We start from the raw sequence: 13,194 nt of genomic DNA, 5'->3' as shown, positions 1-13,194 counted from the left end.
CCCGACCCGCCGCCCTAGGCGAGCGAGTCGAGGTGGGCGGCGACGGCGGCGCGCATGGCGGCGGGCGTGGCGACGTCCGGACGCGTCGCCGCGTGCACGGCGAGCCCGTCGACCAGGGCGTGCAGCCGATCGGTCTCGGACTCCGCGTTCCGGGCGCCGAGCGCTTCGACGAGCCCGCGGCAGCCCGCCCGCAGGACGTCGTAGCCCTCGTTCCGCAGCGCGCGCAGCTCGGGATCGACCATCGACCTGGACGTGAACGCGAGCCACACCTCGTTCTCGGCGGCGCGCTCGGCGTCCATCGGCAGCAGTTCGGCGAGGACCAGCTCGGCCCGCCGCCGCGGGTCGGGCTCGGCGGGCAGCGCCGCGATCCGCCGCTCGATCCGCTCCATGATCATCCGTAGCGTGAAGACGAACAGCTCGGACTGGGTGGCGAAGTAGTGCCGGAGCGACCCGGCCGACAGCCCGGCCTCCCGGGCGACGTTGCGGACCGACGCCCGCTCCAGGCCGTCCCGCCGGACGACCCGCCAGACGGCCGCCGCCACCTCCAACCGGCGCTCCACCGGGTCCACGACTTTGGGCATGGACTTTTTATAGCACACTCGTGTTACCATCGGCGTGATAACACAGGTGTACTAAAAAGGGGGCGACCATGACGGCGCGACGACGACACGAGACCCGGACTCCGGCCTGGCGGCGGCCGCTCGCCGCGGCCGCCGCCTCGTCCGTCCTGCTGCTCGCGGGCGCGGGACTCGGCGCGGCCGGGGCGCTGCAGGCGTCCGAGGGCGGCTACTTCTCGACCTCGCCGCACCGGTTCGGGACGCCGACGGCGGCGCTCAAGTCCGACGAGATCGACGTGGGAACGGACCGGGCGCACGCGGCGGACCCGAACCCCGACATCGGCGAGGCGGCGCGCGTGCGGATCGTCGTCCGGCCGTCCGACCCGTCCGTGCCGGTGTTCGTGGGGATCGGGCCGAAGGCGCGGGTCGAGGCGTACCTGCGCGGGACGGCCTACGACGACTTCAGATCGGCCGACCTGAAACCGTTCCGCGCGACGTTCGCGCGCGTGCCGGGCGCCGCGCGGGCCCCGGCCCCGGCGGGGCGGCGGCTGTGGGTCGCCACCGCCCAGGGCGCCGGGACGCGCACCCTGACCTGGGACAAGACCGGCGGCGCCTGGTCCGTGGTGGTCATGAGGCTGGACGGCCGTCCCGGCGTGGACGTCACCGCCTCGATCGGGCTGCGCTTCGGCTTCCTGGTCCCGGCGGCCGCCGGCGCCCTGCTGACCGGGACCCTCCTTCTCGGCTACGCCCTGCGGGCCCGCCGCCGCCCCTAGCGACTCCGATTCCGACCGCCCCCGCCGCGCGGGCGATTCGGTTTTCAATATCTGCTCCCTACACACACGATGAAGCGCCGCCCGCGTATGGCGACCGCGTGCCGCGGAATTACCCGGCGCGATATGGCGGCGAATTATCGCCGCCAATCCCGGCCACGCCCGCGGCCGGGCCGAAGAAAGACGGCGGCGTTTTCGTCGCCGTCCCCTTCCCGGCGCCGAATGGTTCGGCCGGTGCCGTGACCCGGCCCGATTCGCCGGGCCGGTGACCTGCCGCCCGCCCGGCCGGGGGCCCCGACGCGGCGAGGGGCGGCGGCTCGCCGCGATCGGCGGCGTCTGGCGGGAGGTCGCCGCGCGCCGGGCCCATGCCCGTGGCCTGGCCGTCCTCGCCGAGGTGCTGCTCGCACACATCGCGTCAACTGATCTTTAGGCCGGAACGGGACACGTTCGACGCCCCCGTGCACATGCCTCGTCGAGGCCCTTTCCGGCTGCACACAACACCATTTACGGACGGCCCGCCGGGTCGTTTCAGAATGCCCCGGCATGTGATGGAACGGTCCTTGTCAAAAACGCCAGCATTGACGTTCGATAATCGATGATCATGTCGAACAGCCCGCCCCCTTTCGTCGATCGGTGGCGGCCGGGGAAAGTTAAAAGCTGCTGATTGACAACACTTGGGGGCAAAGTTACTCTCCGTTGAGATCCTGGATCTACGTCCATTGACGGGCGCCTGTTTAAATCCGGATTTCCGGCGCCCGCCTCTTCGATATTCGAAGAAAAAAATAGTTCCAGTCCCAGCGAAGAGGAATCGCATGCGTAAAGGGATCGCACTTATCGCCGCAGGCGCCTCGGCGCTCGCGTTGACCGCGGCGTCCGTCGCGCCGGCCGCCGCGGCCATGCCGCGCCTCGTCCGCGGCCCCGACGGGGTAACGATCGAGATCGCGACCGTCAACGGCTCCGGCTGTCCGATCGGGACCGCGGCGGTCGCCATCTCGGACGACAAGGAAGCCTTCACGGTCACCTACAGCGACTACATGGCGCAGATCGGCGGCTCGACCAAGCCGACCGACGCCCGCAAGAACTGCCAGATCGCGATGAAGGTGCACGTCCCGCAGGGCTTTACCTACGCCATCGCCCAGACGGACTACCGCGGCTACGCCTTCCTGAACCAAGGCGTCAAGGGCATTCAGCGGGTCACCTATTACTTCCAGGGCAACACGCAGACCGAATACCTCACGCACAACCTGACCGGCACCTACGACAACAACTTCCAGTTCACCGACAAGGTGCCGGTGTCCCAGCTCGTCTGGCGGACGTGCGGCGAAGAGCGCAACTTCAACATCAACACCGAACTGCGCCTCGACAAGGGCACCTCGGACGGGTCGAAGGTCAGCTTCATGGCCATGGACTCCACCGACGGCAGCATCAAGACGACCTACCACTTCGCCTGGAAGAAGTGCTAGTAGCCCCGCAACCCCCACCCTGAAGGAGAAACGACCAATGCGCAAAGCAGTGACCGCGTCGGCGGCATGCCTTTCGGCTCTCGCGCTGACCACGGGCATGGCCCAGGCCGCCGTGAACGACCCGCCGCCCCCCGGCAAGATCACGCTCGAAGTCCTCACGGTCAACGGCTCGGGCTGCCGCGCCGGGACGGCCGCGGTGGCGCCGGCGGCCGACAACACGGCCTTCACCGTCACCTACAGTGACTACCTGGCTCAGGCCGGCGGCAAGTCCAAGCCGACCGACATGCGGAAGAACTGCCAGCTCAGCCTCGGCGTGCACATCCCGCAGGGCTTCACCTACGCGATCGCCAGCGCCGACTACCGCGGCTACGCGAACCTGGCCGACGGCGCCTCCGGTCTGGAGCGCGCTAGCTACTACCACCAGGGCCAGTCCCAGACCGCCGCCGTCAGCCACACCATCAAGGGCAAGTACGAGGACAACTGGCAGTTCACCGACAGCACACCGGTGGGCGCCCTCGTGTGGAAGCCCTGTGGCGAGGACCGCAACTTCAACATCAACACTGAGCTGCGCGTCGACAAGGGAACCTCCGACCCCGACGAGACCAGCTTCCTCTCGTTCGACTCCGCCGACGGCGGCGTCAAGACGATCTACCACTTCGCTTGGAAGAAGTGCCCGGCACGACACTGATCCGAACAGGCCGGGCCGCGACCTCCCTGGGAAGGACGCGGCCCGGTCACCCCCGGCTCCCGCGCCGCCTTCCCAGGACGCGCCCTCCCCGGGGAGGGCGCGGCGGGCGGCGCGGACCACGCCCCACAGACGCCCTGCCGGCCGGCGCCACGCCCCACCGGCGCCGCGCCCGGCCGGGCGGACCGTCTGGCCCCGTCCCGCGCGAGCGAGCCCCCTAAGCGCCATCGCCGCTCGCGCGGTATGGCTCGCCCGGCGGAGACGGATCCAAGGTTTTCGCGTTGTTCGTCTTCTCGGACGATATGTGCGGTTAGAAGGTCGTACGGGACGGTCACCCTGTGTGCCGTGAAAGTCGCCATTGTGACCGAGTCGTTCCTCCCGCAGGTCAACGGTGTCACCGGCTCCGTCTGCCGCGTCCTCGAACAGCTCGCCGCGCGCGGGCACCAGGCGCTGGTCGTCGCGCCCCGTCCCGGCCCGGAGTCGTACGCGGGGGCGCGGGTGGAGCTCGTCCCCGGCGTCCGGCTGCCGTTCTACTCCTCGGTCGTCGTCGGGTTGCCGACGAGGCGCGTCACCTCGGTGCTGCGGGACTTCGCGCCCGACGTCGTCCATCTCGCCGCGCCGATGATGCTCGGCGTGTCCGGGCTGGCGGCGGCCGAGCGGCTGGACGTCCCGGCCGTGGCCGTCTTCCAGACCGACATCGCCGGGTTCGCCCGCCGCTACGGCCTGCGCGGCACCGACCCGACCGTGTGGTGGTGGCTGCGCCGCGTGCACGGGCGCGCCGACCGGACGCTGGCGCCGTCCACCCCCGTGCTCGCGGAGCTCGACCGGCGCGGCGTTCCGCGCCTGTCGCTGTGGGGACGCGGCGTGGACCGCCGCCGGTTCAACCCCGCGCACCGGTCTCCCGAGACACGGGCCGCGCTCGCGCCTGACGGCGAGGTCCTGGTCGGCTACGTCGGACGCCTCGCCGCCGAGAAGCGCCCGAAGATGCTCGCGACGCTCGCCGATCTGCCCGGCACGCGGCTCGTGATCGTCGGCGACGGTCCCGAGGAACGCCGCCTGCGCCGCCTCATGCCGGACGCCGTCTTCACCGGGTTCCAGACGGGGACCGAGTTGTCGCGGCTCATGGCGTCCCTGGACGTGTTCGTCCACACCGGCGCGGACGAGACGTTCTGCCAGGCGGTCCAGGAGGCGCTCGCCTGCGGGGTGCCGGTCGTGGCGGCCGCCGCGGGCGGGCCGCTCGACCTCGTCCGGCCCGGCGTGAACGGCCTGCTGTACGCGCCCGACGACGGCGACGGGCTCCGCGCGGCCGTCGCGGCGCTGGCCGCCGACCCCGACCTGCGGCGGCGGCTCGGCGCCGGGTCCCTCGCCTCCGTCGAGGGACGCGGCTGGGACGTCGTGTGCGAGCAGCTCATCGACCACTACCTCCAGGCGGCGGGCGGCGAGTGCGCGCGGGAGGCGGCCGTCCAGCGCGCGGACGACGCGGCATGAGCGGGTTCCCGTTCGTCGTGTCCGTGCACGACGTCGCGCCGGACACCGCGTCCGCCGCCCGGCGCTGGCTCACCGACCTCGACGAGCGCCGGGTGCCCGCCACGCTCCTTCTCATTCCCGGCCCCTTCGGCGACGGCCCGGCGCTGCCCGACGACGCCGACCTCGTCGAGTACCTGCACGCGGCGGCCGGACGCGGGCACGAGCTCGCCCTGCACGGATACCGGCACGAGGGCGTCCCCGGCGGCCCGCCCTGGCGGCGCGGCGTCAACCGCGTGCTGGTCAGAGGCGCAGGGGAGTTCTGGACGCTGACCGAGGAGCAGGCCGGGCAGCGGCTGCGCGCGGGCTTGGAGGCGCTCGCGGACGCGGGCATCGACGTCGTCGGGTTCACGCCGCCGGGCTGGCTCGCGTCCCCCGGCACCCGGCGCGCGCTGGCCGCGCTCGGCTTCGCCTACTGGACGAGCCACCTCGCCGTCCACCGCCTGCCCGGCGGGCCGATCCGCCGGATGCCCGCGCTGTCGCACCGGCCGGGCGGGACGGGGGAGCGGGCCGGGGCCCGCCTGATGGTCGACGCGGCCCGCACGTTCGCCCGGCTGCGCATGCCGTTCCGCATCGCGCTGCACCCCGCCGACCTGACCCGTCCCGGCCTGCGCCGCGCGGCACTCTCCGCCATCGACCTGACCGTCGCCGCGGGCGGCCGTCCGACCACCTACCAGGCGCTGGTCGAGGCATGAGGATCGTCCAGCTCGCGAACCTGTACAGCCCGGTGTCCGGCGGGCTGCGCACGGCCGTGGACATGCTCGGCGCGGGCTACGCCGCCGCCGGGCACCAGCGAGCCCTGGTCGTCCCCGGCCGCTCCCACACCCGGACGGAAAGCGAGAAAGGGCTGCTCATCACGGTTCCCGGCGCGTCGGTCGCGCCCGGATACCGGCTCGTCCTGGACCCGCGTCCGGTGCTGCGCGTCCTCGCCCGCCTGGAACCGGACGTGGTCGAGGTCTCCGACAAGGCCAGCCTCACCGTGGCGGCGCGCTGGGCCCGCCGCCACGGCGTGCGCGCCGTGCTGTTCTCCCACGAGCGGCTGGACGCGATCCTCGCGCCGCGCATGCCCGGCGGCCTGTCCGTCGCCCCGCTCACCGACCGCTGGAACCGGCGCCTCGCGACGATGTTCGACGCGGTCGTGGCGACCTCGGCGTTCGCCGCCGCCGAGTTCGCCCGCGTCGGGACGCCGCGGCTGCACCGCGTCCCGCTCGGCGTGGACCTGACCACCTTCCGCCCGTCCGAGCACGCGCCCGCCTCTGGAGCGTTCCGCCTGGTCCACCTGGGACGCCTCTCCCGCGAAAAGCGCCCCGACCTGGCCTTGAAGACGCTCCGGGAACTCCGCCGCCGGGGCGTCCCCGCCCACCTGGACGTCATCGGCAGCGGCCCGCTCCAAGCCCCGCTCCGCTCCTACGCCGCCCGCGAGTCGCTCCCGGTTCGCTTCCACGGCCACGTCCACCGCCGCGCCGACGTGGTCCGCCTTCTGGCGGCCGCCGACGTCGCCCTCTCGACCTGCCCCGTCGAATCGTTCGGCCTGGCGGTCCTGGAGGCCCTGGCATGCGGCGTGCCGGTGGTCACGGCCGACCGGGGCGCAGCCCAGGAACTCCTGACTCCCCACGCCGGAATCGCCGCCCCGCCGACCCCGGCCCACTTCGCGACCGCCGCCGAACACCTCTTGTCCCTCCCACGGGAAACCCGCCGCACCACCGCCCGAACCCACGCCGAGCACTACCCCTGGACCACCCCCACCGCCCAAATGCTGCAAATCCTGGGCGGGCGTGTTTGACAAAGTTCGCCGAGTGGGCGGTGCTTTGGCTGGAAGTTGTGACGAATATTCGGGTTCCGGGCGGCGGTCCGGTCTTTTACCTGGGGGGACATATTGGGGGTTGAGCGGACGGCGTGGAGCGGTCTTGCCGGGGAGGGGACACAGGGTTAACGTTCAACTACCTGATAGGAGAATTCCTATCGCTTGAGCGCTCATGTCCCGCCACCCCGCCACCGTCCCAGCGCAAGGACGCGCCGATCAAGCCGCACGGGCCCCTTTCGAGCGCCCGGCTCCCATGCCGCGAATGGCGTCCGTCCATGCGCGGCGGCGGTGGCCATGACGAAAGCCCGACGAAAGCCCCCTGCCCACCCCCGAAAACAGGGAAGTCCCGCATGAAGTCATCCAGGCGTAAGCTCGCCGCAGTCGCGGCGGGTGTGGGGATCGCACCGCTGGTCACCGTCGTCCTGCCCGCCACGGCGGCCCTCGCGCACGGGTACGTGTCCGCGCCGTCGAGCCGGCAGGCCCAGTGCGCGCAGCACGTCGTCCAGTGCGGAGAGATCCAGTGGGAGCCGCAGAGCGTCGAAGGGCCGAAGGGCCTGCAGAGCTGCAGCGGCGGAAACTCGCGGTTCGCCGATCTCGACGATGACAGCAAGGCATGGAAGCCCACCACGGTCGGCAATTCCGTGACGTTCAGCTGGACGTTCACCGCCAAGCACAGCACAAAGAGCTACGAGTACTTCCTCAACGGACGGCGCCTCGCGTCGTTCAACGGGCAAAGCTCGTCCCACACCGTCAACCTCGGCGGAGTGACCGGACGGCAGAAGGTCCTGGCGGTCTGGAACATCGCCGACACCGCGAACGCCTTCTACGCCTGCATTGACTTGCAGGTGCAGTAATACGCGGTAGGGGAATGGCGGTCGGGCGAAAGCCCGGCCGCCATTTTCAGTCGGTCACCCGGAGGACGCGGAGCTGGGTGGCGACCAGGCGGTAATAGCCGACGAGTGTGACGAGTTCGTACAGGCAGGTCAGGCCGAGGGCGTCGGTCGCCGAGGTGAAGGCGTCGTCGGTGAGGTCGCCGGTGGCGGCCAGTTCGCGGGCGGCGGCGAGGACGGCCGCCTCCGCCGGGTCGTCGAGGGGGCAGGCCGCGCCGGCGTGGACGGCGGCCAGCTCGTCCTCGGTGAAACCGGCCTGGAGCGCGGCGTGGCCGTGGACGGCCCACTCGTACTCCGACCGCTCGTGCGCCGCGACCGCCAGGATCGCCAGCTCCTTCTGGCGCGCGGTGAACCCCGTCCCGTAGCGGACGGCGGTGCCGAGCTCCTGCAGCGCGTCGCCGAGTCCCGGGCTGAGCAGCATGCCGTTGAACGGGCCGCGCAGGCGTCCCTCCTCGTCGGCGAGCGGGAACGGGCGGCTGCCGGTGGCGCGGGCGCTGGCGAGCAGGCGGTCGTAGAGCTCCCGCTGCTCGGCGGTCAGGTCGGCGGGCCGGAACGCGTCGACGCGAGCAGGCATGGAATCCCCCGGAGAGATGCGTTGGGTCAGCGTGCGGGCGCGCCGCTGGTCTGGAAGCTGTTGTGGTAGGCGAAGATGCGGCGCTCTTCGGCGGTGACGGTGCGCATGACCTCGGCGCGCCACGGCGTGTCCGTCGCGGCGCGGTAGGCGTCGGTGGCGAAGACGGCGGGATCGTCGATCTCGTGGAGGGCGAGGAAGCGGGGCGCGTCGCCGTCCCGGAGGACGTAGCGGCGGGTCCGGCGCCAGCCGGGCAGCGCGTGCAGGGCGGGGACGTGCTCCTCGGCGTACCAGGAGTGGAACGCGGGCTCGTGGCGAGGCGGGACGGTGATCGCGCGGGCGAGGAGGATCGGCGGGGCCGCGGCGGCGGGCGCGCCGTGGTCGTCCGGCAGGTGGTCGTCCGGCAGGTGGTCGTCCGGCAGGTGGTCGTCCGGCAGGTGGTCCTCCAGCAGCTCGTAGACGCGGCGGTCGAGGGACGCCAGGGCCGACATGACGGCGCTCTCCCGCGCGCTGCGCCGGTCGCGCAGCGCGCGGTACTCCGAAGTCTGGAGGACGCGCAGGTCAAGGTCGTACCATGCGAGCCAGGACGGCGCCGCGCCGTCGGCGGCCCGGTACCGGTGGCCCTGGCGGACGCCCGGCAGCGCGAGCCGCGCGGGGCCGTGCTCGGTGTCGTACCAGTCGTGGAACCCGTCCTCGTCGCCGTCGCGCGGTTGCGACAGGACGTAGAGCAGACCTTCCGTCACGATGGCCCTTCCGTCATGCCGCAGACTGGGAGCTGTCCGCGGAGTTCGTTCTACTGACGAACGTCCGTGCGTCGGTAGTTTACTTTGGAGTCGGGAGTCAAGGAATGTCAAGGCAGGACCCGGATGTGATCGACTCCGTCGAGAAGGCGTTCCGCGTGCTGGAGGCGTTCTCGGCGGACCACCCGACGCTGACCGTGAGCGAGGCCGCCGAGCTCACCGGCCTGTCCCGGGCGACCGCCCGGCGCATCCTGCTGACCTGCGTCCGGCTCGGGTTCGCGGAGGTCGACGACCGCCGGTTCCGGCTCCTGCCGCGCGTCCTGCGGCTCGGCTACGGATACCTCGCCTCGCTGCCGATCTGGGAGCGCGCCCAGCCGCACATGCGGCGGCTGGCCGAGGAGGTGCGCGAGTCGTGCTCGGCGGCCACGCTGGACGGCGAGGAGATCGTCTACGTCGCCCGCGTCCCCGCCAAGCGCAGCATGTCGATCGTGCTGAACGTGGGCTCGCGGCTGCCCGCCCACCCGACGTCCATGGGACGGGTCCTGCTGGCCGCCCTGCCGCCGGACGGCCTCCGCGAGAGGCTCGGCGCGATGCGGCTCGACCGGCTCACCCCGAACACCATCACCGACCCGGACGCGCTGGCGGCCGAGCTCGGACGTGTCCGCGACCAGGGCTACGCGGTCGTGGACGGCGAGCGCGAGGAGGGCGTCCGGTCGGCGGCCGCGCCGGTGCGCGACCGGTCGGGGGCCGTGATCGCGGCCATCAACGTGTCGGCCAACGCGGGACGCGTCTCGGTCGCCGAACTGCACGAGCGGTTCGTCCCGCTGGTCGTGCAGGCGGCCGACGCCATCTCCCGCGACATCGACTTCGTCCCTTCCGCCTAGGCCGCTCCGTCTAGGCCCCTCCGCCCAGGTCCCGTTCCGGCCCCGAGGGCCGCAAGCGTGGCGTGCCGGACTCTTGACCCGCGTCGGTACGTCGGTCACACTCGCTCTCTAACCGGCGTACAACTGTGCGTCCGACGAACAGAGGTGAGCGATGTCCGGTGCCACGTCCGTCCTGCGGACCGCCTTCACCACGAAGCTCTGGCTGACGGTCCTCGTCGCCCTGGCGCTCGGCGCCCTGCTCGGCCTCCTCGCGCCGGACGCGGGCGCCGCCATGCAGCCCCTCGGGGACGGCTTCATTTCCCTCATCCGGATGCTCGTCGGCCCGGTGATCTTCTGCACGATCGTGACCGGGATCGTCTCCGCCGGGGCGCTCGCGGGCATGGGCCGCGTCGGCGTCAAGGCCCTCGTCTACTTCGAGGCCATCACCACGATCGCGCTGATCATGGGCCTGGTGGTGATGGACGTCCTGCGCCCCGGCGACGGCGTCCACGCCGACCCGGCCGCGATCAAGCTCACCGGCAAGGCGTCCGAGTACGCCGCCGCGGGAGAGCACCAGCACTGGTACGACTTCCTCGTCAACATCATCCCGGAGAGCGTGGTCAGCGCCTTCGTGGACGGGAACGTCCTGCAGATCCTGCTCGTGTCGGTGCTGTTCGCCATCGCGCTGAAGATGATGGGCGAGCGGGCCGCCCCCATCGCGCGCGGCATCGAGCGGGTGGGCGAGGCGGTCTTCGGGATCGTCCGGCTGGTCATGTACCTGGCGCCGGTCGGCGCGTTCGGCGCGATGGCCTACACCACCGGCAAGTTCGGGCCCAAGACGCTGACCAGCCTCGGCGCGTTCGTCGGCCTGTTCTGGGCCACCGGCATCGTCTTCTGCCTGGTCGTGCTCGGCGTGGTCGCGCGGCTGTGCGGGATCCGCGTCGTCCCGCTGTACCGCTACTTCAAGGACGAACTGCTCATCACCCTCGGCACCGCCAACTACGAGGCCGTCATGCCGCAGCTCATCGAGAAGCTGGAGCGGCTCGGCTGCCCGCGTCCGATCGTGGGGCTCGTCGTCCCGTCCGGGTACGCGTTCAACTCCGACGGCGTCTGCCTCTACATGGGGTTCGCGGGCCTCTACATCGCGCAGGCGTTCGACATCCAGATGTCGCTGTGGCAGCAGCTCGGGTTGCTCGCCGTCTTCCTCATCACGTCCAAGGGCGGCGCGGGGATCGCGGGGGCGGGGTTCGTCCTGCTGGCCGCGAGCCTGTCCACGACGGGCGTCGTCCCGGTCGCCGGAATCATGCTGATCTTCGGCGTCGACCGGTTCCTGTCCATGATGCGCGGAATCGTGAGCCTGTGCGGGCAGATGCTCGCCAGCATCGTCGTCAGCACCTGGGAGGGCGTCTTCGACCGTGACCGCGCCCGCGAGGTCCTCGCCGGGCGCGTCCCCGCCGACGCGCCCGCGCCCGCCGAGCCCGTCCCGGCTCCCGCCGGAGGCCCCGCCTGACGCGCGGGTCAGGCGGGGAGGCGGAGGGCGAGGACGGCGACGTCGTCCTCGCCGCTCGGCTCGACGCGCTCCAGGAGCTTGTCGCACAGGTCGGGCAGCGGGAGCTGCGCCAGGTGCGAGGCGTGCCTGCGCAGGCTGGTGAGCCGGTCGGTGAGGTCGGTGCCGCGCCGCTCGATCAGGCCGTCGGTGTAGAGCAGCAGCGTGGACAGCGGCGGGAGGTCCCGCTCGCCGTCCGGCCGGGGCCCGCTGAGGTCGGGCTCGCCGAGGAGCAGGCCGTGCTCGTCCAGGAAATGGGTGCCGCCGTCACTCGTGATCAGCAGCGGCGGCGGGTGCCCGGCGTTGCACCAGCGCAGCCGCCACGGCCCGCCGGGACGCCGCTCGACCCGGCCGAACACGGCGGTGGCGAGGTCGGCGTCGCTGACGGCGGCCATCACGCCGTCCAGCCGGGCGAGGACGGCGCTCGGCGGCTGGGCCATGTCCCAGGCGAGCGCCCGCAGCATGTTGCGGACCTGGGCCATGTGGGCCGCCGCGGGGAGGTCGTGGCCGACGATGTCGCCGATGACGAGACCGGTGGCGCCGTCCGGGAGGGCGAAGGCGTCGTACCAGTCGCCGCCCACCCAGCTCACCTGCGTCGCGGGCACGTACCGGGCCTCAAGCCGCAGGTCGCCCGGCTGCGTCAGGGGCGCGAGCAGGTTGCGCTGCATCGCCTCGGACGTGTTGCGCTGCTCCGCGTACAGCCGGGCGTTCGCGAGGACGAGCCCGGTGCGGCGCGCGACGTCCTCCACGACGAGCCTGTCGTCCGGCCCGTACCCCTGGCCGGGACGGGAGTAGCCGAGCGTCAGCGCGCCGTAGGTCTCCCCGCGCGCGGCGAGCGGAGCGATGATCGCGCTCTGCGCGTCCATGACCTGGAACAGCTCGTACTGCGCGGCGCCGAGGGGCTCGTCGGAGCGCACGTCGGCGCCGCCGCCGACCACCACCGCCGTCCCGCCCCGCAGGACCTGCGCGAGCGGCCCGCGCGGCGCCCGGGGCAGCGGCGGCAGCGGCCCCTCCAGCGCGGCGATGTCGGCGGCGGACAGCTCGCGGTGCGTCGCGGCGACCCGCTCGACCCGGCCGTCCGGGACGAGGAGGTCGACCTCCGCCCAGTCGCCGAGCGCGGGCACCACCAGCCGGACGAGCCTGCGCAGCAGCTCCTCCTCGTTCAGCGTGGACGACAGCACCGTCGTGATCTCCGCGACGAGCCGCAGCCGCGCGTTCGCCCGCCGCTCCCGGACGAGCCGGTCGCGCCGCTCCCGCTCCACGGCGTCGCGCTCGGCGGCGTCCTGGAAGACGATCACCAGCCCGGCGACCGTCCCGCCGTCCTCCGCGGGGGAGCCGTAGATCGGCGCGGACGACCAGGAGCACGTGATCAGGCGCCCGTCCCGGTGGGCGAACCGCTGGCCGTCCCCGTGGTCGGGGACGCCCGTGTCGAGCACCCGCAGCAGGCGGCACTGCCGCTCCGGCGGGACGCGCCCCTCGGCGTCGCGGTGGAGGAACCGGTGCATGCCCTGGCCGAGCACCTCCTCGCGCGGGTAGCCGAGGAGCTGCTGCGCCCGCGGGTTCCACGCCGTGACGCGGCCCGCCTCGTCCGTCGCGAGGACGCCGGAGTTCATCGCCTCCACGAGACGGTCGTGGGACATGCCCGACGCCGTGCCCGACGGCGAATCCGGCGCCGTGCCCGACCGATCGTCCACCTGCCCGGTCATCCTCACCCCCTCTGGAGCGGACACCAGGCCCATTCCCGCCGTTTCACCCGGGACACTCCAGGTCAGGGGCGGGGC

Annotated in this window: 14 protein-coding genes; 10 read left to right on the top strand and 4 right to left on the bottom strand. The window is 72.5% G+C overall.

The window, feature by feature from the left end:
• Positions 1-14: 14 nt before the first annotated feature.
• Positions 15-581, bottom strand: coding sequence for a TetR/AcrR family transcriptional regulator (locus FXF65_RS02130; protein WP_148347915.1), 567 nt, complete (start codon positions 579-581; stop codon positions 15-17).
• A gap of 68 nt (positions 582-649) precedes the next feature.
• Here FXF65_RS02130 and FXF65_RS02125 point away from each other — a divergent pair, with 68 nt between their 5' ends.
• The 8 genes from FXF65_RS02125 to FXF65_RS02095 all read left to right on the top strand — a co-directional run bounded on the left by FXF65_RS02125 (position 650) and on the right by FXF65_RS02095 (position 7,657).
• Positions 650-1,330: a hypothetical protein gene (locus FXF65_RS02125; protein WP_148347914.1), complete on the top strand. Its 681-nt coding sequence runs from the start codon at positions 650-652 to the stop codon at positions 1,328-1,330.
• Positions 1,331-1,592: 262 nt separating this feature from the next.
• Positions 1,593-1,757 carry a hypothetical protein gene (locus FXF65_RS43435; RefSeq protein WP_187412033.1) on the top strand — a complete coding sequence of 55 codons (165 nt, stop codon included), beginning with the start codon at positions 1,593-1,595 and terminating at the stop codon, positions 1,755-1,757.
• 382 nt (positions 1,758-2,139) lie between these two features.
• Positions 2,140-2,790 (top strand): DUF4360 domain-containing protein, encoded by a 651-nt coding sequence (locus FXF65_RS02120; RefSeq protein WP_148347913.1) that lies wholly within the window; start codon positions 2,140-2,142, stop codon positions 2,788-2,790.
• 37 nt (positions 2,791-2,827) lie between these two features.
• Entirely contained in the window at positions 2,828-3,478 is a 651-nt protein-coding gene (locus FXF65_RS02115) for a DUF4360 domain-containing protein (RefSeq protein WP_148347911.1), read from the top strand.
• A 342-nt stretch (positions 3,479-3,820) separates the two neighbouring features.
• Entirely contained in the window at positions 3,821-4,963 is a 1,143-nt protein-coding gene (locus tag FXF65_RS02110) for a glycosyltransferase family 4 protein (RefSeq protein WP_222868324.1), read from the top strand.
• Entirely contained in the window at positions 4,960-5,694 is a 735-nt protein-coding gene (locus FXF65_RS02105) for a DUF2334 domain-containing protein (protein WP_148347907.1), read from the top strand. Before FXF65_RS02110 ends, FXF65_RS02105 begins: the two co-directional genes overlap by 4 nt.
• Complete coding sequence (locus FXF65_RS02100; RefSeq protein WP_148347906.1) at positions 5,691-6,782, top strand: glycosyltransferase; 1,092 nt, start codon at positions 5,691-5,693, stop codon at positions 6,780-6,782. Before FXF65_RS02105 ends, FXF65_RS02100 begins: the two co-directional genes overlap by 4 nt.
• Before the next feature lie 371 nt (positions 6,783-7,153).
• Positions 7,154-7,657, top strand: coding sequence for a lytic polysaccharide monooxygenase auxiliary activity family 9 protein (locus FXF65_RS02095; protein ID WP_148347904.1), 504 nt, complete (start codon positions 7,154-7,156; stop codon positions 7,655-7,657).
• 46 nt (positions 7,658-7,703) lie between these two features.
• Here the strand turns inward: FXF65_RS02095 and FXF65_RS02090 are convergent, their stop codons facing one another.
• Both FXF65_RS02090 and FXF65_RS02085 read right to left on the bottom strand, forming a co-directional pair.
• Positions 7,704-8,267: a carboxymuconolactone decarboxylase family protein gene (locus FXF65_RS02090; RefSeq protein ID WP_148347902.1), complete on the bottom strand. Its 564-nt coding sequence runs from the start codon at positions 8,265-8,267 to the stop codon at positions 7,704-7,706.
• A gap of 26 nt (positions 8,268-8,293) precedes the next feature.
• Positions 8,294-9,007 carry a DUF4286 family protein gene (locus FXF65_RS02085; protein ID WP_148347900.1) on the bottom strand — a complete coding sequence of 238 codons (714 nt, stop codon included), beginning with the start codon at positions 9,005-9,007 and terminating at the stop codon, positions 8,294-8,296.
• Positions 9,008-9,111: 104 nt separating this feature from the next.
• Between FXF65_RS02085 and FXF65_RS02080 the strand changes: the two genes are divergently transcribed.
• A complete protein-coding gene (locus FXF65_RS02080; protein WP_148347898.1) occupies positions 9,112-9,888 on the top strand; it encodes an IclR family transcriptional regulator domain-containing protein in 777 nt (258 codons plus the stop codon).
• 151 nt (positions 9,889-10,039) lie between these two features.
• On the top strand, positions 10,040-11,377 hold the full coding sequence (locus FXF65_RS02075; RefSeq protein WP_148347896.1) for a cation:dicarboxylate symporter family transporter: 1,338 nt from the start codon (positions 10,040-10,042) through the stop codon (positions 11,375-11,377).
• A gap of 8 nt (positions 11,378-11,385) precedes the next feature.
• On the opposite strand, the gene FXF65_RS02070 is transcribed toward FXF65_RS02075, so the two are convergent.
• A complete protein-coding gene (locus tag FXF65_RS02070) occupies positions 11,386-13,119 on the bottom strand; it encodes a SpoIIE family protein phosphatase (RefSeq protein ID WP_187412032.1) in 1,734 nt (577 codons plus the stop codon).
• Positions 13,120-13,194 lie beyond the last annotated feature (75 nt).

This window comes from Actinomadura syzygii (assembly GCF_008085905.1).
GTDB lineage: Bacteria > Actinomycetota > Actinomycetes > Streptosporangiales > Streptosporangiaceae > Spirillospora > Spirillospora syzygii.
Note: the sequence above shows the minus strand (reverse complement) of the source record. Positions and strands in the feature narration are given on the sequence as shown.